This is a genomic window from Pelomonas sp. CA6 (genome assembly GCF_022549225.1).
In the GTDB taxonomy this organism is placed as follows: domain Bacteria; phylum Pseudomonadota; class Gammaproteobacteria; order Burkholderiales; family Burkholderiaceae_C; genus Roseateles.
The window spans coordinates 176,002-198,643 of record NZ_JAKZFD010000004.1 but is presented as its reverse complement, the minus strand read 5'-3'; the positions used below and the strand labels follow the sequence as shown (position 1 = coordinate 198,643).

Here is a 22,642-nt window from a genome sequence, read left to right as displayed (position 1 = left end):
TCCCATGAAACTGATCGGTTCCCTCACCAGCCCTTATGTCCGCAAAGTCCGCATCGTGATGGCGGAGAAGAAGCTCGACTACCAGTTCGAGCTGGAGGACGTCTGGGCCAGCGATGCCATCCTCAAGGTCAACCCGCTGGGCAAGGTGCCCTGCCTGGTGATGGAGGGACAGGACTCGATCACCGGCGCAGTGTTCGATTCGCGCGTGATCGTCGAGTACGTGGACACGCTCAGCCCGGTGGGCAAGCTGATCCCCGAGCGCGGCCGCGAGCGTTGTGAGGTGCGCACCTGGGAGGCGCTGGCCGACGGCCTGTTGGACGCGGCGCTGGCCGCGCGCCTGGAGCAGACCTGGTCCGGCCGCAGCGAACTGGAGCGTAGCCAGGCATGGATCCAGCGCCAGACCGACAAGCTGCAGGCCGCGCTGAAGGCCATGGCCCATGGGCTGGGCGAGAAGCCCTGGTGCTCCGGCAACCACTTCACGCTGGCCGACGTGGCGCTGGGCTGCGCACTGGGTTACCTGGACTTCCGCTTCCCGGCCATCGCCTGGCGCGAGGCCCATCCCAACCTGGCGCGCCACTACGACAAGCTCATGACCCGGCCCAGCTTCCAGGATACCCAGCCGCCCAAGGTTTGACCTAGGCCGAACCCGGAGGGCGGGGCCGCGCCCGCTCTGCGTGTTTTCCTACCCCCAAGAGTGGGTCGCCTGGCTTTCGTCGGCGCGGCCCTGCTGCTGCACAATCGGCGCTCTTCGAGTCACTGAGGGGGAATGAAGTGTCCGTGAAGAGCCTGTTCTCACCGATCTGGTGGGTGTTGAAGAAATTCTGGTGGCTGCTGGACGGCACCCGCCGTGCGCTGCTGAACCTGCTGTTGCTGGCCCTGATCGTCGCCATCGTGTGGGGACTGGCGACGCGCGGTCCCAAGCCGTTGAAGGACAAGACCACGCTGGTGCTGGACCTGCAGGGCGACATCGTCGAGCAGTTCTCCGGCTCGCCGCGCGACCAGGCCCTGGCGCAGCTGCGCGGCGACGCGCGCCACCAGACCCGGCTGCGTGATCTGCTTGCCGTGCTGGACAGCGCGGCCAAGGACGACAAGCTGGCCCAGCTGGTGCTGGACCTGGACCGCATGGGCAGCGCCAGCCCCGCGACCTTGCGCGAGATGGAGGCGGCGCTGCAGCGCTTCAAGAAGGACAGCGGTGGCAAGCCCGTCGTCGCCTTCGCAAGCAACTACGACCAGCGCAGCTACTATCTCGCCGCGCAGGCCGACCAGGTCTATCTGCACCCCATGGGCGCGGTGCTGATCGAGGGCTTCGGCCGCTATCGCACCTACTACAAGGATGCGCTGGACCGCGTGGGCGTCACCGCCCACGTGCTCAAGGTCGGCACCTACAAGAATTTCGCCGAACCCTACATGGCCAATGGCCCGTCCAAGGCCTCGCTGGAGGCGGAGGCCTATCTGTGGGATGACCTGTGGGGCCGCTTCCAGCAGGGCATCGAGAAGGCCCGCAAGCTGCAGCCCGGTGCGCTGAAGCAGGCGATCGACGAGCTGCCCCAGCGCCTGGCCGCCGTCAACGGCAACACCGGCAAGCTGGCACTGAACGAGAAGCTGATCGACGGCCTGAAGACCCGCGACCAGCTCAAGGAGCTGCTGGAGAAGAAGGGCGCGCTCGACGACAAGCAGCTGCGTCAGATCCGCCTCGGCGCCTATCTGGCGCGCATCCCGCCCAAGCTGCCATCCTCCGAAGGGGCCGTGGGCGTGATCGTGGCCGAAGGCGAGATCGTCGACGGCGAGGCCGCGCCCGGCAAGATCGGTGGCGAGTCCACCGCCAAGCTGATCCGCCAGGCGCGTGAGGACGACAAGATCAAGGCCCTGGTGCTGCGTGTGAACTCGCCCGGCGGCAGCGCCTTCGCGTCCGAGCTGGTGCGGCGCGAGCTGGAGCTGGCGCGCAGCGCGGGCAAGCCGGTCGTCGTCTCCATGGGCGGCGTGGCGGCCTCGGGCGGCTACTGGATCTCCACCGCGTCCGACGAGATCTTCGCCGACGCCTCCACCGTCACCGGCTCCATCGGCGTGGTCGGCGTGCTGCCCACCGCCGAGAAGCTGATGGACAAGCTGTCGCTGCGCACCGGCGGCTACACCACCACCTGGCTGGCCGGCGGGCTGGACCCGCGCCGCGCGCTGGACCCGCGGCTGGAAGCGGTGATCCAGGGTGCGATCAACCACACCTACGGCGAGTTCACCGCGCGCGTCGCGCAGGCGCGCAAGAAGACCGTCGAGGAGGTGGATCAGGTCGGCCAGGGCCGCGTGTGGTCCGGCCAGCAGGCGCTGGAGCGCGGGCTGGTGGACAAGCTGGGCCGGTTGGAGGACGCGGTCGCGTCCGCCGCGCAGCGCGCCAAGCTGGGCGACAAGCCCCAGGTCCGCTATGTCGAGACCGAGCGCAGCAAGTGGGAGCAGGTGGCCGACAGCTTTGGCGACGCGCTGGCGCCGTCCGTGCAGGCCATGGTGCGCGATGCGCTGCGCCAGTCCGGCGTGCCCGTGCTGCCGCAGTCGGTCCAGGCCGTTCAGGGCGACATGAGCTGGCTGGTCGAGCAGGCCCAGACCGGCGCCAAGGGCCGCGTGCCCGCGCTGGCGCACTGCCTCTGCGGCATGCCCTGAGGACCCCCGTGGGGCGCTACAATGCGCCCCACAGCGCCGATTTGTTCCGGCTTGCGGGCGCTCAAGAAATCCAGCTAAAGAGGGACGCCCGATCCAGCATCGCCCGGTGTCCGCTTCTGATGCGACGCCGGGCGTTTTTGCTTTTGGAGTGTCAAGAATGGGCTCGGTCGGAGACGTGACGCCACAGCGCATGGCGTTCAGCGAGCCGCTGCGGCTGCGCAGCGGGGCAAGCATCGGCGACTACTGGCTGATGGTGGAAACCTACGGTCAGCTCAATGCCGACAAATCCAACGCGGTGCTGGTCTGCCATGCGCTCAACGCCAGCCACCACGTGGCGGGCACCTATGCCGGGCAGGCGCGCAGCGAGGGCTGGTGGGACAACCTGATCGGACCGGGCAAGCCGCTGGACACCGACCGCTTCTTCGTGATCGGCATCAACAACCTCGGCTCCTGCTTCGGCTCCACCGGCCCCATGCATGACAACCCGGCCACGGGCCGCGTCTACGGCGCCGACTTCCCCGTGGTGACGGTGCACGACTGGGTGGACGCACAGGCGCGCGTGCTGGAACGCCTGGGCATCTCGCAGCTGGCCGCGGTGCTGGGCGGTTCGCTGGGCGGCATGCAGGCGCTGGACTGGTCCTTGCGCTATCCGGAGCGGCTGCGCCACTGCATCGCGATCGCCACCGCGCCCAATCTGTCGGCGCAGAACATCGCCTTCAACGAGGTGGCGCGGCGCGCCATCATCACCGACCCCGACTTCCACGGCGGCTTCTTCTACGAGCATGGCGTGCTGCCCAAGCGCGGCCTGCGCGTGGCGCGCATGATCGGCCACATCACCTACCTGTCCGACGACGTGATGGAGCAGAAGTTCGGCCGCCAGATGCGCGCCGCCGAACTGGGTTATTCGACGCAGGACATCGAGTTCCAGATCGAAAGCTATCTGCGCCACCAGGGCGACAAGTTCAGCGAGTACTTCGACGCCAACACCTATCTGCTGATCACGCGCGCGCTGGACTACTTCGACCCGGCCCGCGAGTTCGGCGGCGACCTGAGCCGCACCTTCGCCAGCAGCCGCTGCAACTACCTCGTCGCCAGCTTCACGACCGACTGGCGTTTCTCGCCGGCGCGCTCGCGCGAGATCGTCAAGGCGCTGCTGGACAACAAGCGCGACGTGTCCTACGCGGAGATTGACGCGCCGCACGGGCACGACGCCTTCCTGCTGGAGGACCCGCGCTACCACGGCGTGCTGCGCGCCTACTTCGAGCGTGTGGCCAAGGAGTTTGGGCAATGAGCGACCGTGCCGTGATGGAGATGATCGCCGCGCTGGTGCCCCCGGGCTCGCGCGTGCTGGACCTGGGCTGCGGCAGCGGCGAGCTGCTGCACCACCTGCAGACGCAACGGGGCTGCACCGGCTATGGCGTGGAGCTGGACGATGCCAACGTGCTCGCCTGCGCGCAGCGCGGCGTCAACGTGATCCAGCTGAACCTGGAGGAGGGGCTGGCGATCTTCGAAGACCAGAGCTTCGACGTCGTGCTGCAGCTAGAGACCCTGCAGCACCTGCGCAACACCGAGGCCATGCTGCGCGAGACCGCGCGCGTGGGGCGGGTCGGCATCGTCAGCTTCCCCAACTTCGCGCACTGGCCCAACCGGCTGCAGGTGCTCACCGGCCGCATGCCGGTGACCCGCGTGCTGCCCTACCAGTGGTATGACACGCCCAACATCCGTGTCGGCACCCATGCCGACTTCGAGGTGCTGGCACGCAAGTGCGGGCTGCGCGTGCTGGACAGCTTTGGCGTGCAGGCCGGCCGCGCGGTGCGCCGCCTGCCCAACCTGATGGCCAGCATGGCGGTCTTCAAGTTCGACCGCGGCTGAGCGGCCGGGCGCTCAGGGATCGAAGCGCCCCAGCCTCACCGCCGTCTGCCCGGCCTTGAGCGGCCGCTGCGTGGGCATGACCAGCACGCAGTCGTCGAACGGGGTCGCGCGGAGGCGCCCGCCGTCCTCGGCCAGCGGCGTGCCGGCGCGGGGGATGCAGTCCAGGTGATGGACGTCCCGCAGGAAGCGGAAGTCCTCGCTCTGCGCGGTCCAGGCCGACGTCACCCGCAGCAGGCGCTGCTGTGTGGCCGCGGCCAGCGGCAGGCGGGCCTGCGCCCACGCGGCGTCCACCAGGCCTTGCTGGGCGAGCAGGCGCAGGCAGACGTCGAACGCCATCTCGGCCGATTCCCGCGCCCAGTGCGCACCACATTCCACCAGCAGGGCCTGGCGCGGGCTGGCCGGGTCGGCGAAGCCCGGGCGGTCGATCAGGCGCAGCCCGGCCGCGTGGCCGGTGTCCACCATCAGCGTGGCCGGCTGGCCCAGCGCGCGCGCCAGTGCCGCGCTCTTGTCCTGGGTGCCGCAGATCGCCAGCGCCGGGGCGCCGTCCTCCTGCATGGAGTGCAGGTCCAGCAGCACGTCGGCCTGTTCGACGAAGGGCAGCAGCGCACGCGCGCGGCGCAGCTCCAGCGAGTCGCGCGGGCCCTGCAACACCGCGTCGGCCCAGACGCGGTTCATGTCCTCGTCCACGCAGCGCGAATCGAAGGGATGGGCGGCGTCAAAGCGCAGGAAGGCCTCGATGTTGGCAAAGGCCAGGATCAGCCGACCGCGGCGCAGCTGCGCGCCCACCTGCTCCCGCAGCAGCCGGTCCAGCGCGATCGCGCCGCACAGCTCGTTGCCGTGCATCAGCGCCTGCAGCATCACCGTGGGGCCGGGCCGGCCGCTGTCCAGCAGGTGGACATAGGGCGTGCCGGTGTTGCCGGCGGCGTGGGGCGACAGGTCGGGGGGCAGCAGGTCTGGCGGTGTGTGCATGCCCGGGATTGTGACAAGCCGGACGCGCGCGGGCAGCCCCTACACTGCGCCGCATGCGCAGCCTCAAGACTGAAGACGGACTGCCGCTGCACTGGCGGCAATGGAGCCCCCCGGCGGGCACGGCCACGCGCGGGACCGTGCTGCTGGTGCACGGGCTGGGCGAACATGTGGGGCGCTACGAGGCGCTGGCGGGCCGGCTCAACGAATGGGGCTGGCCGGTGGTGGGCTATGACCACCGCGGCCATGGGGCCTCGGGGGGGCCGCGCGGCGACCTGCCGCAGCGCCACGCGATGCTGGAAGACCTGGCCCTGGTTGTGGACACCTTGCGCGCCGAACCGCTGGCGGACGGCCCGCTGATCCTGCTCGGCCACAGCATGGGCGGGCTGGTCGCGGCGCGCTTCGTCGCCGGAGCGCTGGAAGGCGCGCGCTGGTCGCGGCCGGTGGACGGGCTGGTGCTCAGCTCGCCGGCCATGGATCCGGGGCTGTCGGGCTTTCAGAAGGCCCTGCTGGCAACCAGCCTCAAGGTCGCGCCGCATCTGGCCGTGGGCAACGGGTTGAAGCCGGAGTGGATCTCGCGCAGCGCGGCCGTGGTGCGCGCCTATGTCGACGACCCGCTGGTGCACAACCGCATCAGCGCCACGCTGGCGGCGATGATCGCCGAGGAGGGCCGAGAGGTGCTGCGGCTCGCCCCCGGCTGGACCGTGCCCACCCTGCTGATGTGGGCCGGCGCGGACCGCTGCGTGAACCCGGCCGGCAGCGCGACGCTGGCGCAGGCGCTGCCGCCGCAGCAGCTGCAGGCCCAGGCCTTCGAAACCTTGTTCCACGAGATCTTCAACGAGCCGGAGCGCGAACAGGTGCTGACCCGGCTGCGGGCATGGCTGGACGCGCGCTTCTAAAATCGTCTTTCCGCGCGGCTGAACCGGCCGCGCATGCGCCCCTCACGCCCGGACCACGGCCCGGACCGCCCCGCAAGGGGCGAGAGCACCCGGGGCGGTCCTTCGTTTTCTCATGAGGAGAGCTTCGATGAACGCACGTGACCCGTCGTTGCCGCTGCAAGCCGATGAAGCGGGCGCCCTGGGCGCTTTTGCCGGGAAGGTCTGGGACGAGGAGATCGTCCCCAAGCTGACCGACTACATCGCCATTCCCGCCAAGAGCCCGATGTTCGACGCCGACTGGGCCAGCCATGGCTACATCGACCGCGTGGTGCGCGACGCGGCCGACTGGGTCGAGAGCAAGAAGATGCCCGGCCTGACGCTGGAAGTGATCCGCCTGGAAGGGCGCACGCCGGTGATCTTCTTCGAGCTGCCCGCGACCAAGGCGGACAGCGGCGACACCGTGCTGCTCTACGGCCATCTGGACAAGCAGCCCGAGTTCAACGGCTGGCGCGCCGACCTGGGGCCGTGGACGCCCAAGTACGAGGACGGCAAGCTCTATGGCCGCGGCGGCGCCGACGACGGCTATGCGATCTATGCCTCGCTGACCGCGCTGATGGCGCTGGACCGCCAGGGCTTGCCGCGCCCGCGCTGCGTGGGCCTGATCGAAACCTGCGAGGAATCCGGCTCCTATGACCTGCCGGCCTACATCGAGGCGCTGAAGCCGCGCCTGGGCAACGTGTCGCTGGTCGTCTGCCTGGACTCGGGCGCCGGCGACTACGACCGCCTGTGGCTGACTACCTCGCTGCGCGGCATGGTCTCCGGCGTGCTGAAGGTGGAGGTGCTGACCGAGGGCATCCACTCTGGCGACGGCTCCGGCGTCGTGCCGTCGTCCTTCCGCATCCTGCGCCAGGTGCTGGACCGGCTGGAGGACGCCAAGACCGGCCGCCTGCTGCCCGAGAGCTTCCATTGCGAGATTCCCGGCGCGCGGCTGGAGCAGGCGCAGGCCACCGCGGCCATCCTGAAGGAAGAGGTGTACAAGCGCCTGCCCTGGGCCTGCGGTGCCGATGGCGGTCCGGTGCTGCCGGTCACCACCGACCCGGTCGAGGTGCTGCTGAACCGCACCTGGCGGCCCACGCTGTCGGTGACCGGCGTGGACGGCTTCCCGGAGCTGAAGAATGCGGGCAACGTGCTGCGCCCCTACACCGCGTTCAAGCTCTCGCTGCGCCTGCCGCCGCTGGTGGATGGCAACGAGGCCGCGCTGCGCCTGAAGGCCCTGCTGGAAGACAACGCGCCCTACAACGCCAAGGTCAGCTTCGTGCCCGACGGCCGTGCCGGCGCGTTCGGCGCCACGGGCTGGAACACGCCGGACCTGGCGCCCTGGCTCAGCCGCGTGCTGGACGAGGCCAGCCAGGCGCACTTTGGCGCGCCGGTGGGCTACATCGGCCAGGGTGGCACCATCCCGCTGATGAGCATGCTGCAGAAGGGCTTCCCGGCCGCGCAGATGATGGTCTGCGGCGTGCTGGGCCCCAAGAGCAACGCCCATGGTCCCAACGAGTTCCTGCACGTGCCCTATGGCAAGCGCCTGACGGCCGCGGTGGCGCAGGTGATCGCCGCCCACCCCTGAGCAGGCCCCGTCGCGGAGCGCAGGCATGGACCAGGTTCGCGCGATGCGCGTGTTCAGCCATGTGATCGACCAGGGCAGTCTGGCCGGCGCGGCGCGCGCGCTGGACCTGGCGCCCGCGGTGGTCACCCGCCTGATCAGCGAGCTGGAGGAGCATCTGGGCGCGCGGCTGCTCCACCGCAGCACGCGCCGGCTGTCGCTCACCGATGTCGGCGAGGCCTATCTGGAGCGCGCGCGCCGCATCCTCAGCGACATCGAGGAGGCCGAGGCCCTGGCCTCGGCCGCCACCAACGAGCCGCGCGGGCATCTGCGCGTGCTGCTGCCGCCGGCTATCGCCGTGCACCAGCTGGCCAAGCACCTGCCGCGCTTCCGCGAGCAGCACCCGCATGTGACGCTGGAGCTGGATGCGCTGGGGCCGGTGCAGATGCTGGACGCGGCCTACGACCTGACCATTCTGTCCACCCGCCAGCCGCTGGATGGCGAGTTCGTCGCCCGCCGTCTGGCGCGCACCGAGGTGATCATGTGCGCCTCGCCCGATTACCTGGACCGGCGCGGCCGTCCGCGCCATCCGCGCGACCTGAAGGCCCACGACACCATGATGCCGCCGGTGGCCCAGCTGCAGCGCGGCCTGCTGTTCCAGAGTTGCGTGCCCGGCGGCGAGGACTTCCAGGGCACGCCCAGCCGCGTCGCGCTGACCACCTCGTCCATCGACACCAAGTACGCCGCGGCGCTGCACGGCTTCGGCATCGCCGGCCTGCCGTCCTTCGTGATCGGCGACGCCTTGATGGAGGGGGCGCTGGAGCGCGTGCTGCCCGAATGGCGGCTGTTCGACTACACGATCTGGGCCGCGATGCCCACGCGCAAGTTCGTGCCGGCGCGCACGCGCGCCTTCCTGGACTTCCTGCTCCAGGTCTTCGGCGGCGAGGACCGCGACCCCTGGCTGGCGGCGGCCGGCTGCCCCAGCGCCACGCCGGGGCCGCTCAACGCAGGCTGAAGCCGGTCTGCACGAACTGCGGCTGCAGGTCTTCCAGCAGGCGCAGCAGCGGGGCCAGTTCCACATAGCGGCTGGCCGTCTTGATCGTGTAGGCGAAGAAGCGCGGCAGGTCCTCGGCATAGGCTGGCTTGCCGTCGCGCAGCTTCAGGCGGCTGAAGATGCCCATGATCTTGAGCTGGCGCTGCAGCACCGTCCATTCCAGCGCGCGCCAGAACAGGCCGAAGTCCTGCGCCATGGGATGCGCCGCGTCGCCGTCGCCCAGCAGTCGGCTCATGCGCAGGCCTTCCCAGTAGCGCACCGCCCAGTCCAGCTCCTCCTCCTCGTCCCAGGAGATGAAGGCGTCGCGCAGCAGCGAACCCATGTCATAGCTCACCGGGCCGCGGACCGCGTCCTGAAAGTCCAGCACGCCGGGGCGGCCGTCCGCGTCGGCCATCACCATCAGGTTGCGCACCATGAAGTCGCGGTGCATGGGCACCTGGGGCTGCTCCAGCGCATTGCGCACCAACAGGGCCACCGTGTGCTCCCACCAGGCCTGCTGCTGCGCGTTCCATTGGCGGCCGAACAGGCCCTGCACGCACCAGTCCACGAAGATCTGCAGCTCGCGGCGCACGAAGGCCTCGTCATAGGCCGGCAGCTGGCTCGCGTCGCCCAGCAGCTGCCACTGCAGCAGCGCGACGCTGGCTTCGCGCATGAGCCGCGCCGGCAGCGCGCGGTCCTCGCGGCGCTGGGCGTCCAGCAGGGCCCGCAGATAGCTCTGCTCGCCCAGGTCCTCCATCAGCGCGAAGCCGGCCTCCGCGTCCACGGCATGCAGGACCGGCACATGCAGGCCGCAGCGGGCCATCTGCGCGCCGACGGTGACGAAGGGCGCCATCTGGTTGGGCGAGGCCGGATCGTCCATCACGATCAGCGACGGGCCGCCTTCGGTCTGGACGCGGAAGTAGCGGCGCACGCTGGCGTCGCCACTGGCCAGGCCCAGCGTGGACAGCCGCAGTCCATGGGTGGCGGCCAGGGGTTGGAGCCAGGCATGGAGCTGGTGCTCACGGGCGAGGGCGGCCGGGGCGGCAGAGTTCATCGGGTGGTGGCGAAGGCAGGAGGGTGGGCGTGGGCCGGAGCCCGGCATCATGAGCCCGACAAGGCGTTGCATTGACGGCCGCATGCCTGCATGGCGCGGGCATGGGCTCGTGGATAATGAATTCTACAAACCGCTGCGCCCGGACCTCGCGGGTGCGTTCCCGCACCTGCCGTTGCCGATACCGCCTTGAGCCCCCATTTCCGACTCGCGCCGCTGTGCCAGGCGGCCCTGCTGATGCTGAGCCTGTGCGCGACCGCTGGTGCGCAGGAGTCCGCCGAATCGCTGAAGCTCAAACCCGTCAAGCAGCTCGCGCCGCTGAAGAGCGAAGGGCGGCGCCCGGCCATGGTGCTGAGCGCCGACAGCGCCGAAAGCGAGGTCGACCGCAGCGCCCAGGCCCGCGGGAATGTGCAGCTGCGCTATGGCGACCTGAATCTGCGCGCCGATTCGCTGAGCTATGACGTCGCAAAGGACCTCGCCCATGCCAAGGGCGGCGTGGAGCTGAGCCAGGGCGGCTCGGTGCTGCGTGGCCCCGAGCTGACGCTGTTCGTGGACCGCTTCGAGGGTGAGCTGACCAGCCCTACCTATTTCTTCTCGGCCACCGGAGGCAGCGGCAGCGCTGCCCGCCTGAGCTTCCTCGGCGAGCAACGCCTGCGCGCCGACGCCGCGACCTACAGCACCTGCCCCATGCCGCGCGAGCCTGGCGAGACGCCGGCCTGGCAGCTCGTCACGCGCAGCCTGAAGCTGGACTTCGAGGCCGGCGAGGGCGTGGCCACCGATGCCGTGGTGCGCTTCTACGGCGTGCCCATCCTGGCTGCGCCGGCGCTCAGTTTCCCGCTCGGTGACCAGCCCAAATCGGGCTGGCTGCCGCCCAACTTCAACATGGACAGCCGTACCGGTGTCGAGCTGGGCCTGCCCTACTACTGGAGCATGGCGCCCAACCGCGACGCCACCGTCACGCCCTTCATCACCACGCGCCGCGGCGCTGGCGTGGACGGCGAGTTCCGCTACCTGGAGCCCCAGCACGCCGGCCAGCTCAACCTGGCCATGCTGCCCAACGACCGCGTGATGGGGCGCTCGCGCTGGGACTTCCGCACCGACCTGAAGGGCCAGCTGATGGACTGGCGCTACGAGCTGAAGTCCGAACGCGTGTCCGACGACGAGTACTGGAAAGACCTGCGCCGGCGCATGGTCAGCCCCACGCCGCGCCTGCTGAGCCTGGATGCCCAGACCCACCGCGAGTTCCAGCTCGGCTGGGGCGAGCTGCAGACCTATGCCCGCGTGCAGCGCTGGCAGCCGCTGCAAGGCACCGACACGGACGCCCAGTTCGCCTCGCCCTACCAGCGCTCGCCGCAGATCGGCGTGCGCCTGAACAGCCAGGCCGACGACGTGGTGCTGGCCGGCTACCGGCCCTGGGGGCGCCGCACCCGGCTCGAGGGCGGCGTGGAACTGGAGTACAACCGCTTCGACCTGCCCAGCGGCCGCCTGAGCGACCAGACCCAGACCGGAGAGCGGGCCCATGTGCTGGGGCACCTCAGCCTGCCGATGAGCGGCGCCGCCTGGTGGCTGATTCCCAAGATCTCGGTCAATGCCGCCAGCTACCGTGTGGACCAGCCGCTGGCGGACGGCCGGCGCAGTATCAGCCGCACCATCCCCAGCTTCAGCATCGACCATGGCTGGCTGTTGGAGCGCGACACGCGCCTGCTGGGCCGGGCCATGCGCCAGACCCTGGAGCCGCGCGTGATGTACCTGAACACGGCGTACCGCAATCAGGACCTGGTGCCCAACTTCGACGCCGCGGCGCGCGACTACAACTTCGACTCCGTCTTCGCCGAGAACCAGTTCTCCGGCGTGGACCGGGTCGCCGATACGCACATGCTGGCCTTTGGCGCCACCACCCGCTGGATCGAGGAGGAGCGCGGCGAGGAGCAGCTGCGGCTGGGCCTGGTGCAGCGCTACCTGCTGCGCGAGCAGCGCGTCACGCCGGACGGCAAGCCGCTCACATCCAAGCTCTCGGACATGGTGCTGCTGGCGTCGGCGCACCTGAACGACGCCTGGTGGGTGGACAGCTCGGCGCAGCTGAATTCCTCCAGCGGCAAGCTGGAGCGCACCGTGCTGCGCGCGCGCTACTCGCCGGGGCCGTTTCGCAGCCTCAGCGCGTCCTACCGGCTGGCGCGCGGGCAGAGCGAGCAGCTCGAGCTGGCCTGGCAATGGCCGTTGTTCGGCCGCGAGCGCAAGGCGGCGTCTGGCGGTTCGTCCTGCCAGGGAGCCTGGTATGGTGCGGGCCGTCTGCAGTACAGCCTGCGCGACAAGCGGCTCACCGATTCCGTCGTCGGCGCCGAGTACGACGCGGGCTGCTGGATCCTGCGCGTGGGCGTGGAGCGGCTGTCCACCGGTCGTGCCGAGGCGAACACCCGCCTGATGCTGCAACTGGAGCTGGTGGGCCTGTCGGCTGTGGGTTCCAATGCGCTGAAGGTCTTGAGAGACAATATTCCCGGTTACCGCGCGCTGAGTTCCGAGCGTTCGGTGTTTGCCACCAATGACTGAATTCCTGTCGATGCGTAAGAACTGCCTGGCCAGCGCGGCCGCGATCCTGCTGGCCATGGCCGGCGCCAGCGTGCATGCCCAGGGCTCGACGCCGGCTGCGGCGGCAACCCTGAAACCCGGCGACTACATCGCCGCGGTGGTGAACTCCGACGTCGTGGCCGCCAGCGAGGTGGTCCAGCGCGTCGAGCGGCTGCGCGAAGAGGCGCGCCGCCGCGGCGACAACGCGGACCCGGAGCTGCTGCGCAAGCAGGCGCTGGACGCGCTGATCGAGGACCGCGTCATCGTCACCTATGCGCGCGAAAACGGCCCGCGCGTCGACGAAGCCGAGCTGGATCGCGTGGTGGGCAACGTGGCCGCCCAGAACAAGCTCACGATGGAGCAGCTGCGCGAGCGCCTGAAGGCCGAGGGCATGGACTACAAGCGCTTCCGCGAAAACCTGCGCGACCAGCTGATGAGCGAGCGCGTGCGCGAGCGCGAGGTGCAGGGCCGCATCCGCATCACCGACGGCGACATCGACCGCTACCTGGAGGAGCGCCAGGCCGCCGCTCAGGAACGCGCCATGATCAACGTGGCGCAGATCCTGGTCCCCGTCCCCGAGGGCGCGTCGCCCGCCGTGGAGGCCGAACGCCGCGCCAAGGCTCAGGCGGCGCTGGACCGCGTCAAGGCGGGCGAAGATTTTGCCAAGGTCGCGGCCGAGGTCTCCGAGGACGCCAACAAGGCGCGTGGCGGCGAGATCGGCATGCGTCCGGCGGACCGCCTGCCAGACCTCTTTGTCGAAGCGGTCAAGGACTTGAAGAGCGGCGAAGTGAGCGCGACGCTGCTGCGTTCCGGTGCCGGCTTCCACGTGATGAAGCTGGTGGAGCGCCAGAAGGGCAGCTCCCTGAACATGGTGCTGCAGACCCATGCGCGCCATGTGCTGCTGCGGCCCTCGGCCCAGCTGAGCGCCGAACAGGCGGCCTTGCGCATGCGCGAGTTCAAGCGCCAGATCGAGGCCGGCCGCGCCACCTTCGAGCAGATCGCGCGCCAGAATTCCGAGGACGGCAGCGCCGAAGGCGGCGGCGACCTGGGCTGGGTCTCGTCCGGCGGCTTTGTGCCCGAATTCGAGGAGGCGATGAACGCCCTGCCGCTGGGCGGCATCTCCGAGCCTGTGATGTCGCGTTTCGGCATCCACCTGATCCAGGTGTTGGAGCGTCGCGACGTGGTGATGGAGAACAAGCAACTGCGCGAGCAGGCGCGCACCGCGCTGCGCGAACGCAAGTACGACGAAGCCTACGGCGAATGGGTCAAGGACCTGCGGGCCCGCGCCTTCGTCGAAACCCGGGAATGGCTGGATTGAGCCACGTCGCACGCAAGCGCTTCGGCCAGCACTTCCTGACCGATCGCGCGGTGATCGACGCGATCGTCGACGCCATCGCCCCGGGCGACAACGAGTCCATGGTGGAGATCGGCCCCGGCCTTGGGGCGATGACGCTGCCGCTGCTGGCGCGCCTGCCGGCGTCCAGCCAGCCGCTGACCGTGGTCGAGCTGGATCGCGACCTGGCGGCGCGCCTGCGCAAGCGGGGCGATCTGAATGTCGTCGAGTCCGATGTGCTGCAGGTGGACTTCGCGGCGCTGGCTGCCGAGCGTGGACGCAAGCTGCGTGTGGTCGGCAATCTGCCCTACAACATCTCCTCGCCCATCCTCTTCCATTTGCTGAACTTCGTGGATCAGGTGGTGGACCAGCATTTCATGCTGCAGAAGGAGGTCGTGGATCGCATGGCCGCCGAGCCGGGCGGCAAGGACTACGGCCGGCTCAGCGTGATGCTGCAGTGGCGCTACGACGTTGAATGGCTGTTTGACGTGCCGCCTGAGGCCTTCGACCCGCCGCCGCGGGTGGATTCGGCCATCGTGCGCATGCTGCCGCGCGCCGAGCCGGCGGCGCTGGATGCCCGGCTGCTCAGCGAGCTGGTGGCCAGCGCCTTCTCGCAGCGCCGCAAGCTGCTGCGCCACAGCCTGGGGCGTTGGCTGGAGGCGCGAGGCTATGGCGGCGACTTCGACCTGCAGCGCCGCGCCGAGGAGGTGCCGGTGCAGGAGTTCGTCGCGCTGGCGCAGAGCCTGGACTGATCAAGGCGCAGGCGGCTGTTCCCGCGCCCATGAAGAAAGCCCTCCGGCGGAGGGCTTTTTCTTTCCCGGGGGCACATCGTCTGGCGGACGATGCGCGGCGTTCAGGCCGCGTTGAGCCACATCGAGGTATCGAACGCGCTGCACATCATCGGCATGTTCATGCCGAAGTTGGGGTTCGGATTCGTCTTGGTGCTTTTGATCACCGGCTGTTGGGCCACCTCAGTCGCCCGCTCCCATGACCCGTTTTCCTGGGAGCGGGCTACCGAAAAGAATAAAAACATCGGAAGGGGATTTTTCGTTCCCCCCAGAAGTCCGCGGCATCCCGGAACACATCCAGCAGCTGCTCGCGCGCCTCGCGGTCGAAGCGGGCATGGTCGGGCAGCTGATCCAGCACGACGACAAAACCTGGCTGGCTGCCCGACTTGTGGACCAGATCGGTCATGCAGTCGTACAGCGCATCCAGGTTCTTGCCGAAATGCGCCGGAAATAGAAAGGACTGGGCGATCTGCTCCAGCACATCCTGCTTGGTCTCGGCGTCGGCGAGGCTGGCGTACAGGAAATGCTGGCCCGCGCCCTGAGCGGCTTGCATCAAGTCCTCGACCCTGTAGGCCCGGATGGCCTGCACGATGTTGGGACGGACGGTCTGCAACAGCATGGTCACGTTCCTCCTCAAAGTTCAAAAACCCGCACCGCCGCTCACTCCGCCACGCGCTTGAAGCTGGCGTAGTGGTCGTCGGTGTAATAGCAGACATCAGGCGTGGTGGGCGGCTTGCCGCCACAGACCAGCCGCCGCGCCCCGCGGTTGCGGGCCCTCGGCGTCTTCACGGTATATTCGCGGTAATAGCCTCGTGCCTTGACCGGCAGCAGGCGTTCCCGATTTCCGAACACCGAGCCGTCCTTGTCGTAGGGGAAGGGGCCGCCGACATGGATCAGGCGGTAGGTGTTCTGAGCCTCGGCCGGCAGTGCCGACAAGGCGACTGTGTCCTGCCGAGGTGTCGATTCGCGGGCCTGAGCCACTTGACCGGCCGCGAGAGTGGCCGCGATCAGCGTGGCGGCACCGAGGCGGTGCCAAGTGGCCCTGATCGCCGACTTGTCGAGCAAAAACACGGGTTTACCCTGAATCCTGAAGCCCTCATGGTACCGAAGGCGCCGAAGTTTCTCAAGCCGGGGGGCTTGCTCTTGCCTCATATTGAAGCAATGTGAGCATGCGCTTACTGTCTGAAATCAGTAGGCGTATACGGGGGATTCCTGCGGAAATCAGCGCTGGTGAGCCGGTGCAAACTTTTGTATTGCCGAGCGCGCTTCAAGGCCTTAGCGGGCCTTCGCGACGGCTATCGGGTCGTGGGACACCGCTCAGATCTCAGCGGAAACGGGCATGAAAAAACGCCCGCCGGCCCCCTCGAGGGGGCGGCGGGCGCGAGCGGATGCCGGTCCGCAGCGGGCCCGGCGGCACCGGATTCAGCGCGCGGCGTTGGCGTCGGCCACGGTCAGCGCAGTCATGTTGACGATGCGGCGAACGGTGGCGGACGGCGTCAGCACATGGACCGGCTTGGCCGCGCCCAGCAGCACCGGGCCGATCGCGATGCCGCCGCCGGCCGCGGTCTTCAGCAGGTTGTAGCTGATGTTGGCAGCGTCGATGTTGGGCAGCACCAGCAGGTTGGCCTCGCCGCTGAGCGTGGAGCGCGGCATCAGCTGGGCGCGGTAGTTGGCGTCCAGCGCGGTGTCGCCGTGCATTTCGCCGTCGACCTCCAGCCAGGGCGCGGTCTGCTGGATCAGCGCCAGCGCATCGCGCATCTTTACCGCCGACGGGCAGTTGCTGGAGCCGAAGTTGCTGTGCGACAGCAGCGCCGCCTTGGGGCGCAGTCCGAAGCGCATCATCTCCTCGGCGGCCATGATGGTGATCTCGGCGATCTGTTCGGCGGTGGGGTCGTAATTGACGTGGGTGTCGACCAGCATGACCTGGCGTCCGGGGAGGATCAGCCCGTTCATGCAGGCATAGGTCTTGACGCCGGGGCGCTTGCCGATGACCTGGTCGATGTACTGCAGGTGCATCGCGGTGTTGCTCCAGGTCCCGCAGAGCATGCCGTCGACTTCGCCCTTGTTCAGCAGCATGCAGCCGATCAGGGTCAGGCGGCGGCGCATCTCGATCTTGGCGAGCTGCTGGGTCACGCCCTTGCGCTCGGCCATGCGGTGGTAGGTCTGCCAGTAGTCGCGGTAGCGGTGGTCCTGCTCGACGTTGACCACGTCGTAGTCTCGGCCCTCCTGCAGACGCAGGCCGAAGCGCTCGCAGCGCTCGGCGATCACGGCGGGACGGCCGATCAGCGTCGGACGCGCCAGGCCTTCGTCGACCACGACCTGCACCGCGCGCAGCACGCGCTCCTCCTCGCCCTCGGCGTAGGCGACGCGCTTGTGCACGGCCCGCTTGGCCAGGTTGAAGATGGGCTTCATCGTCGTGCCCGAGGCATAGACGAAGCTCTGCAGCTTCTCTCGATAGCTGTCCCAGTCCTGGATGGGGCGCAGCGCCACGCCCGAGTCCTCGGCGGCCTGGGCCACCGCGGGAGCGATCTTGATCATCAGCCGCGGGTCAAAGGGCTTGGGGATCAGGTAGTCGGGGCCGAAGCTCAGCGTCGCGCCAGCATAGGCGGCGGCGACGACCTCGCTCTGCTCGGCCTGCGCCAGCTCGGCGATCGCATGCACCGCGGCGATTTCCATCTCGTCGGTGATGGTCGTGGCGCCGCAGTCCAGCGCGCCGCGGAAGATGTAGGGGAAGCACAGGACGTTGTTGACCTGGTTCGGGTAGTCCGTGCGGCCGGTGGCCATGATGGCGTCGTCGCGCACCGCCTTGACTTCCTCGGGCAGGATCTCCGGCGTGGGGTTGGCCAGCGCGAAGATCAGCGGATGGGCCGCCATGCTGGCCACCATGTCGGCCTTGAGCACGCCGCCGGCCGACAGGCCCAGGAAGACGTCGGCGCCGGCGATCACCTCGCGCAGGCTGCGCGCGTCGGTCTTTTGCGCGAACAAGGCCTTGTCCGGGTCCATCAGTTCGGTGCGGCCCTCGTAGACCACGCCGGCGAGGTCGGTCACCCAGATGTTCTCGCGCGGCAGGCCCAGCTTGACCAGCAGGCTCAGGCAGGCCAGCGCCGCGGCGCCCGCGCCGGAGGTGACCAGCTTGACCTTCTTGATGTCCTTGCCCTGGACCTTCAGCCCGTTGAGCAACGCCGCGCCGACGACGATGGCCGTGCCGTGCTGGTCATCGTGGAAGACCGGGATCTTCATCCGCTCGCGCAGCTTGCGTTCGACGTAGAAGCAGTCCGGCGCCTTGATGTCTTCCAGGTTGATGCCGCCGAAGGTGGGCTCCAGCGCGGCGATCACGTCGACCAGTTTGTCGAGGTCTTTTTCCTGAATCTCGAGGTCGAAGACGTCGATGCCGGCGAACTTCTTGAACAGCACGCCCTTGCCTTCCATCACCGGCTTGGAGGCCAGCGGGCCGATGTCGCCCAGGCCCAGGACCGCGGTGCCGTTGGTCACCACCGCGACCAGGTTGCCGCGCGAGGTGTAGCGGAAGGCGTTGGCCGGATCGGCGACGATTTCCTCGCAGGCGGCGGCCACCCCGGGTGAATAGGCCAGCGCCAGATCGCGCTGGTTGACCAGCTGCTTGGTGGGCGCGACGGCGATCTTGCCGGGCGTCGGGAACTCGTGGTACTCCAGGGCAGCCTGGCGGAGCTGGGCGCGTTTCTGTTCGGACGTGGACATGATCGGCAATTGAAGAGCGGGTCGGCGATTGTAGGAGTCGCTCCGCGATCGCGGCAGTGCGGTTCCTGCGTATGCCGAATGCGCATGGAGCGAACCCCGGGGCGAGGCGGGCGACAATGCGGCCATGGGTGAATTCGATCTGATCGCGCGCTTCTTCACGCGCCCTGGCCGCGGCGAAGGCGGGGTGGTCGTCCAGGGAATCGGCGACGACTGCGCGGTGCTGGGCCCGACGCCGGGCATGCAGTGGCTGGTTTCCACGGACATGCTGGTCGAGGGCCGGCATTTCCTCTCCACCGTGGCGCCCGAGCGCCTGGGCCACAAGGCCCTGGCGGTGAACCTCAGTGATCTGGCGGCCTGTGGTGCCACGCCGCGGGCCTTCTTCCTGTCGCTGGCCTTGCCGCGGGCGGACGAGACCTTTCTCGCCGGCTTTGCCGAGGGCCTGTTCGCGCTGGCGGACGTCCACGGCATCGTGCTGGCCGGCGGCGACACCACGGCCGGCCCGCTGAACATCAGCATCACCGTGATGGGCGAGGCGCCGCGCGGCCAGGCCTTGTTGCGTGACGGGGCGCGTCCCGGCGACCAGATTTGGGTCAGCGGACGCCTGGGCGACGCGCGGCTCGCGCTGGAAATGTTCCGCGGCCGCGTGGCCCTGCCGGGCGAACAGTTCCAGCGGGTGCGCGACGCGATGGAGTGCCCGCAACCGCGCGTGGCGCTGGGGCAGGCGTTGCGCGGGCTGGCAAGCAGCGCGATCGACCTGTCGGACGGCCTGCTGGGCGATCTGGGCCATGTGCTGAAGCGCTCGGGCGTCGGTGCGACGCTGGCGCTGGCCGCGCTGCCGCGCTCCGAGGTGCTGGCCGCGCAGCCGGCGGCCCTGCAACGGCTTTGCCTGTTGGCGGGCGGCGACGATTACGAGCTGGTGTTCACCGCCCCCGCGGCCGAACAGGCCGCGGTGCGCGCCGCCGCGGCGGCCTGCGCGACACCGGTCACCTGCGTGGGCTGCATCGACGCCCAAGCCGGGCTGCGCGTGCTGGACGAGGCGGGCCAGTTCCTGTCCGCGATGCCGGACGGCTTCGACCACTTCAAGTCATGAGCAGTACCGAACTGCCGCCCGGCGGCGAACGCGAGGACACCGCGCCGCGGCGCGCCAGTGCGCGCTTCATGGGGTCTCATCCGGCGCATTGGATCGCGCTGGGCTTTGGCAGCGGGCTGTCGCCCAAGGCCCCCGGCACGGTGGGCACGCTGTGGGCCTGGCTGGCCTATCTGGTGCTGGACCTCTGGCTCAGCCCCGCTGCCTGGGGCGTGGTGCTGGCGGGCGGCCTGTTGCTGGGCTGGTGGGCCTGCACCGTGACCGCGCGCCATCTGAACACGCCCGATCCTGGCGCGGTGGTCTGGGACGAGGTGATCGCGTTCTGGCTGGTGCTGTGGCTGGTGATGCCCGCAGGCCTGGCGTGGCAGGCGCTGGCCTTTGCGTTGTTCCGCTTCTTCGACGCCGCCAAGCCCGGCCCGGTCGGCTGGGCCGACCGGCTGTTCAAGGGCGAGCGCGGCGCGCGCGTCGGCTGGGTCCAGGGCTTCGGGATTCTCTTCGACGACCTGGTCGCGGCCGGATGTACGCTGCTGGTGATGGCGCTGGCGCGCCATTTCCTGACCTGACCCCACCCCGATGATGAGGAGGCTGCCATGCGTTGTCCCGAGGAATCCGAGCTGATCGAACGCATCGCGCTGGCGTTGATCCAGCGCCGCGAGCGCATGGGCACGGCCGAGTCCTGCACCGGCGGGCTGATCGCCGCGGCCTGCACCAGCCTGGCGGGCTCCAGCCAGTGGTTCGAGCGCGGCGTCGTCAGCTATAGCAACCAGTCCAAGACGGAGTTGCTGGGCGTGCCGGCCGCGCTGATCGAGCTGCATGGCTCGGTCAGTGGCGAGGTGGCCACGCACATGGCGCACGGCCTGCTGGCCCACGCGCCGATCGACTGGGCGTTGGCGGTGACCGGCATCGCCGGACCCAGCGGCGGCAGCGAGGCCAAGCCCGTGGGCACGGTCTGGCTGGCGCTGGTGCACGAGCGCCAGCCGGTGCGGGTCTGGAAGGAGCTGTTTCCGGGCGACCGCCAGGAGGTGCGGCTGCAGACCGTGCGCGCCGGTCTGACGGCGCTGTGCGAGGCGCTGGAAGACCGCGACCGCTGACCATGGCTTTGCTGCTGTGGGGCCAGTGGTCGGACGCGCAGCGCGACGACTGGCTGGCACGATTGCGCGCCGCGCTGCCCGGCGAGGACTGGGTGTTGGATCCGCAGGCCCCGCGTGCCGCCGAGGTGGAGCTGGCCGTGGTGGCCAACCCGCCGCCGGGCAGTCTGCGCGGCCTGCCGCGCTTGCGCCTGATCCAGTCGCTGTGGGCCGGCGTGGACCGGCTGCTGGACGACCCGACGCTGCCGCCGGGCGTGCCTATCGCGCGCATGGTGGATCCGGCGATGAACGAGGCCATGACGCAGACGGCGTTGTGGGCCACGCTGTCACTGCATCGGGGCTTCTTCCAGGTGTTGGCGCAGCAGCGCGAGGCCCTCTGGCGGCCGCCACCGCAGGCGCGTGCCGCCGAATGCCAGGTGCTGGTCCTCGGCCTGGGGGAGCTGGGCGGACGCGTGGCGCAGGCGCTGGCGGCCCAGGGATATGCGGTGAGCGGCTGGAGCCGCAGTCGCCGCAAGCCGCCGCCGGGCGTCTTGGCGCTGAGTGGTGACGCCGAGCTGGCGCCAGCGCTGGGCCGGGCCGACGTGGTGATCAACCTGCTGCCGCTGACGGCGCAGACGCGCGACTTCTTCGATGCCAGCCGCCTGGCGCAGTTCCGGCGCGGCGCGGCCCTGGTCAACCTGGCGCGCGGCGCTCAGGTGGACGAGGTCGCCCTGCTCGCGGCGCTGGACGACGGGCGGCTGGGGCATGCGGTGCTGGACGTGTTCCGGCAGGAGCCGCTGCCGGCCGGCCATGCGTTCTGGCGCCATCCGCGCGTGACGGTGTTGCCGCATACCGCGGCGCAGACCGACCCGCGCAGCGCGGCCGAGGTCGTCGCCGCCAACCTGGCGCGGCTGCGCGCCGGCCAGACGCCCTGGCACCTGGTGGACACGGGACGAGGGTACTGAACCGCCCGGCGCGCCGCGAGGGTCTCAGCGCCGCAGGGCCTGCATCAGCATCAGCGCCAGCCGGTTCAGCGCATCCCAGGGGTTGGCCGGCCACTCGGGATGCCTGAGGCCCTTGACGATGCCGTCGCAAACCTGCGCGGCATGCAGCAGCTCGAGCAGCTGGGGCTCGGCCAGTGCCGGCAGCACGCGCTCGAACAGGCGCTCCTTGGGACCCCAGACGCGCGCCTCGCGCAGCGCGATGGGCAGGGGTTTGCCGGCGGCCATCGCATCGCGGGCCCTCTTGAGCGCGCGGATGTCCTCGGCCAGGGTCCAGTGCACCAGCACGGCCGCCTCGCCTTCGGCCTGCAGGCCGTCCAGCATGCGCATCACGCGGCCGGCCTGGCCGGACAGCACGGCCTCGCTGAGCTTGAAGACATCGAAGCGCGCCACGTCCAGCACCGCCTCTTCGATCTGCGTCAGGCTCAGTTCGCCGGGCGGATGCAGCAGCGCGAGCTTCTGCAGTTCCTGGTGGGCGGCAAGCAGGTTGCCCTCCACGCGGTCGGCAAAGAATTCCAGCGCGCGCTGACCGTCCGGCCCGCCGGCCACCGGCTGGCCCTGCTGGGCCAGGCGGCGGGCGATCCAGGTCGGCAGCTCGCGGCGCTCCACCGGGTCCACGCGCACTGAGATGCCCGCGCCATCCAGCGCGCTGAACCAGGCGCTGCCCAGCTGGGTCTTGTCCAGGCGCGGCAGCGTGACCAGGGTCAGCACGTCCTGCGGCGCGGCCTCGCAGTAGCGTTGCAGGGCCTCCGAGCCTTCCTTGCCGGGCTTGCCGCCGGGGATGCGGATCTCGATCAGCTGGCGCTCGGCAAACAGGCTCATCGCCTGCGCCGCGGCCAGCACCGGCGCCCAGTCGAAATAGGCGCCGCTGACGGTGAAGACATGGCGCTCGCTGAAGCCGGCCTGGCGCGCGGCCGCGCGCACCGCGTCGGCCGCCTCCTGCGCAAGCAGGGCTTCGTCGCCATGCACGGTGTAAAAGGCCTTGAGCCCCTTGGCCAGGTGGCCGGCCAGCGCCTCGGGCTTGAGCTGCATGCC

At 69.7% G+C, this 22,642-nt stretch carries 20 protein-coding genes; 14 read left to right on the top strand and 6 right to left on the bottom strand.

Annotation, left to right across the window (positions count from 1 at the left end):
• Positions 1 to 4: 4 nt before the first annotated feature.
• The 4 genes from LZ017_RS08930 to metW all read left to right on the top strand — a co-directional run bounded on the left by LZ017_RS08930 (position 5) and on the right by metW (position 4,521).
• Positions 5 to 634, top strand: a complete 630-nt coding sequence (locus LZ017_RS08930) for a glutathione S-transferase family protein (protein WP_241396266.1) — start codon at positions 5 to 7, stop codon at positions 632 to 634.
• 143 nt (positions 635 to 777) lie between these two features.
• Positions 778 to 2,649: a signal peptide peptidase SppA gene (gene sppA / locus LZ017_RS08925; protein WP_241396265.1), complete on the top strand. Its 1,872-nt coding sequence runs from the start codon at positions 778 to 780 to the stop codon at positions 2,647 to 2,649.
• Between the two features lie 157 nt (positions 2,650 to 2,806).
• Positions 2,807 to 3,940, top strand: coding sequence for a homoserine O-acetyltransferase (locus LZ017_RS08920; RefSeq protein ID WP_241396264.1), 1,134 nt, complete (start codon positions 2,807 to 2,809; stop codon positions 3,938 to 3,940).
• The gene (metW, locus tag LZ017_RS08915; protein ID WP_241396263.1) at positions 3,937 to 4,521 is read left to right on the top strand and encodes a methionine biosynthesis protein MetW; all 585 of its coding nucleotides are present in this window, start codon (positions 3,937 to 3,939) and stop codon (positions 4,519 to 4,521) included. Before LZ017_RS08920 ends, metW begins: the two co-directional genes overlap by 4 nt.
• A 12-nt stretch (positions 4,522 to 4,533) precedes the next feature.
• On the opposite strand, the gene LZ017_RS08910 is transcribed toward metW, so the two are convergent.
• Positions 4,534 to 5,490 carry a succinylglutamate desuccinylase/aspartoacylase family protein gene (locus LZ017_RS08910; protein WP_241396262.1) on the bottom strand — a complete coding sequence of 319 codons (957 nt, stop codon included), beginning with the start codon at positions 5,488 to 5,490 and terminating at the stop codon, positions 4,534 to 4,536.
• Between the two features lie 53 nt (positions 5,491 to 5,543).
• Here LZ017_RS08910 and LZ017_RS08905 point away from each other — a divergent pair, with 53 nt between their 5' ends.
• The 3 genes from LZ017_RS08905 (at position 5,544) to LZ017_RS08895 (ending at position 8,980) form a co-directional block, all read left to right on the top strand.
• Positions 5,544 to 6,386, top strand: a complete 843-nt coding sequence (locus LZ017_RS08905) for an alpha/beta hydrolase (RefSeq protein WP_241396261.1) — start codon at positions 5,544 to 5,546, stop codon at positions 6,384 to 6,386.
• Between the two features lie 127 nt (positions 6,387 to 6,513).
• The gene (locus LZ017_RS08900) at positions 6,514 to 7,989 is read left to right on the top strand and encodes a M20 family metallopeptidase (RefSeq protein WP_241396260.1); all 1,476 of its coding nucleotides are present in this window, start codon (positions 6,514 to 6,516) and stop codon (positions 7,987 to 7,989) included.
• 25 nt (positions 7,990 to 8,014) lie between these two features.
• Positions 8,015 to 8,980, top strand: coding sequence for a LysR family transcriptional regulator (locus LZ017_RS08895; RefSeq protein WP_241396259.1), 966 nt, complete (start codon positions 8,015 to 8,017; stop codon positions 8,978 to 8,980).
• Here LZ017_RS08895 and LZ017_RS08890 read toward each other — a convergent pair.
• Positions 8,967 to 10,052, bottom strand: coding sequence for an aminoglycoside phosphotransferase family protein (locus LZ017_RS08890; protein ID WP_241396258.1), 1,086 nt, complete (start codon positions 10,050 to 10,052; stop codon positions 8,967 to 8,969). The two genes, LZ017_RS08895 and LZ017_RS08890, sit on opposite strands and share 14 nt — an antisense overlap.
• Before the next feature lie 186 nt (positions 10,053 to 10,238).
• Here LZ017_RS08890 and LZ017_RS08885 point away from each other — a divergent pair, with 186 nt between their 5' ends.
• The 3 genes from LZ017_RS08885 to rsmA are packed head-to-tail and all read left to right on the top strand — an operon-like array spanning position 10,239 to position 14,699.
• Positions 10,239 to 12,596, top strand: a complete 2,358-nt coding sequence (locus LZ017_RS08885; RefSeq protein WP_241396257.1) for an LPS-assembly protein LptD — start codon at positions 10,239 to 10,241, stop codon at positions 12,594 to 12,596.
• A gap of 10 nt (positions 12,597 to 12,606) precedes the next feature.
• Positions 12,607 to 13,932 carry a peptidylprolyl isomerase gene (locus tag LZ017_RS08880; RefSeq protein WP_241396256.1) on the top strand — a complete coding sequence of 442 codons (1,326 nt, stop codon included), beginning with the start codon at positions 12,607 to 12,609 and terminating at the stop codon, positions 13,930 to 13,932.
• Positions 13,929 to 14,699, top strand: a complete 771-nt coding sequence (gene rsmA / locus LZ017_RS08875; RefSeq protein ID WP_241396255.1) for a 16S rRNA (adenine(1518)-N(6)/adenine(1519)-N(6))-dimethyltransferase RsmA — start codon at positions 13,929 to 13,931, stop codon at positions 14,697 to 14,699. Before LZ017_RS08880 ends, rsmA begins: the two co-directional genes overlap by 4 nt.
• Before the next feature lie 259 nt (positions 14,700 to 14,958).
• Here rsmA and LZ017_RS08870 read toward each other — a convergent pair whose 3' ends face one another.
• The 3 genes from LZ017_RS08870 to LZ017_RS08860 form a co-directional block, all read right to left on the bottom strand.
• A complete protein-coding gene (locus LZ017_RS08870; protein ID WP_241396254.1) occupies positions 14,959 to 15,354 on the bottom strand; it encodes a barstar family protein in 396 nt (131 codons plus the stop codon).
• A gap of 41 nt (positions 15,355 to 15,395) precedes the next feature.
• Positions 15,396 to 15,800, bottom strand: a complete 405-nt coding sequence (locus LZ017_RS08865; RefSeq protein WP_277604627.1) for a ribonuclease — start codon at positions 15,798 to 15,800, stop codon at positions 15,396 to 15,398.
• Positions 15,801 to 16,157: 357 nt separating this feature from the next.
• Complete coding sequence (locus tag LZ017_RS08860) at positions 16,158 to 18,452, bottom strand: NADP-dependent malic enzyme (RefSeq protein WP_241396253.1); 2,295 nt, start codon at positions 18,450 to 18,452, stop codon at positions 16,158 to 16,160.
• 124 nt (positions 18,453 to 18,576) lie between these two features.
• Here LZ017_RS08860 and thiL point away from each other — a divergent pair, with 124 nt between their 5' ends.
• Genes thiL through LZ017_RS08840 form a run of 4 tightly spaced genes read left to right on the top strand, consistent with a single transcriptional unit; the run spans position 18,577 to position 21,571 of the window.
• Positions 18,577 to 19,542 (top strand): thiamine-phosphate kinase, encoded by a 966-nt coding sequence (gene thiL / locus LZ017_RS08855; protein WP_241396252.1) that lies wholly within the window; start codon positions 18,577 to 18,579, stop codon positions 19,540 to 19,542.
• Positions 19,539 to 20,102, top strand: coding sequence for a phosphatidylglycerophosphatase A (locus LZ017_RS08850; RefSeq protein ID WP_241396251.1), 564 nt, complete (start codon positions 19,539 to 19,541; stop codon positions 20,100 to 20,102). The genes thiL and LZ017_RS08850 overlap by 4 nt, the downstream gene beginning before the upstream one ends.
• Positions 20,103 to 20,129: 27 nt before the next feature.
• On the top strand, positions 20,130 to 20,630 hold the full coding sequence (locus LZ017_RS08845; protein WP_241396250.1) for a CinA family protein: 501 nt from the start codon (positions 20,130 to 20,132) through the stop codon (positions 20,628 to 20,630).
• Between the two features lie 2 nt (positions 20,631 to 20,632).
• Positions 20,633 to 21,571, top strand: a complete 939-nt coding sequence (locus tag LZ017_RS08840) for a glyoxylate/hydroxypyruvate reductase A (protein WP_241396249.1) — start codon at positions 20,633 to 20,635, stop codon at positions 21,569 to 21,571.
• Between the two features lie 24 nt (positions 21,572 to 21,595).
• On the opposite strand, the gene holA is transcribed toward LZ017_RS08840, so the two are convergent.
• Complete coding sequence (holA, locus tag LZ017_RS08835; RefSeq protein ID WP_241396248.1) at positions 21,596 to 22,639, bottom strand: DNA polymerase III subunit delta; 1,044 nt, start codon at positions 22,637 to 22,639, stop codon at positions 21,596 to 21,598.
• Between the last annotated feature and the right edge of the window lie 3 nt (positions 22,640 to 22,642).

Bases quoted from the DNA above. Each gene is read 5' to 3' on its own strand.
- LZ017_RS08930 (WP_241396266.1), top strand. From the start codon at position 5: ATGAAACTGATCGGTTCCCTCACCAGCCCTTATGTCCGCAAAGTCCGC.
- LZ017_RS08920 (WP_241396264.1), top strand. From the start codon at position 2,807: ATGGGCTCGGTCGGAGACGTGACGCCACAGCGCATGGCGTTCAGCGAG.
- metW (WP_241396263.1), top strand. From the start codon at position 3,937: ATGAGCGACCGTGCCGTGATGGAGATGATCGCCGCGCTGGTGCCCCCG.
- LZ017_RS08910 (WP_241396262.1), bottom strand. From the start codon at position 5,490: ATGCACACACCGCCAGACCTGCTGCCCCCCGACCTGTCGCCCCACGCC.
- LZ017_RS08905 (WP_241396261.1), top strand. From the start codon at position 5,544: ATGCGCAGCCTCAAGACTGAAGACGGACTGCCGCTGCACTGGCGGCAA.
- LZ017_RS08900 (WP_241396260.1), top strand. From the start codon at position 6,514: ATGAACGCACGTGACCCGTCGTTGCCGCTGCAAGCCGATGAAGCGGGC.
- LZ017_RS08895 (WP_241396259.1), top strand. From the start codon at position 8,015: ATGGACCAGGTTCGCGCGATGCGCGTGTTCAGCCATGTGATCGACCAG.
- LZ017_RS08890 (WP_241396258.1), bottom strand. From the start codon at position 10,052: ATGAACTCTGCCGCCCCGGCCGCCCTCGCCCGTGAGCACCAGCTCCAT.
- LZ017_RS08880 (WP_241396256.1), top strand. From the start codon at position 12,607: ATGCGTAAGAACTGCCTGGCCAGCGCGGCCGCGATCCTGCTGGCCATG.
- LZ017_RS08870 (WP_241396254.1), bottom strand. From the start codon at position 15,354: ATGCTGTTGCAGACCGTCCGTCCCAACATCGTGCAGGCCATCCGGGCC.
- LZ017_RS08860 (WP_241396253.1), bottom strand. From the start codon at position 18,452: ATGTCCACGTCCGAACAGAAACGCGCCCAGCTCCGCCAGGCTGCCCTG.
- thiL (WP_241396252.1), top strand. From the start codon at position 18,577: ATGGGTGAATTCGATCTGATCGCGCGCTTCTTCACGCGCCCTGGCCGC.
- LZ017_RS08850 (WP_241396251.1), top strand. From the start codon at position 19,539: ATGAGCAGTACCGAACTGCCGCCCGGCGGCGAACGCGAGGACACCGCG.
- LZ017_RS08845 (WP_241396250.1), top strand. From the start codon at position 20,130: ATGCGTTGTCCCGAGGAATCCGAGCTGATCGAACGCATCGCGCTGGCG.
- LZ017_RS08840 (WP_241396249.1), top strand. From the start codon at position 20,633: ATGGCTTTGCTGCTGTGGGGCCAGTGGTCGGACGCGCAGCGCGACGAC.
- holA (WP_241396248.1), bottom strand. From the start codon at position 22,639: ATGCAGCTCAAGCCCGAGGCGCTGGCCGGCCACCTGGCCAAGGGGCTC.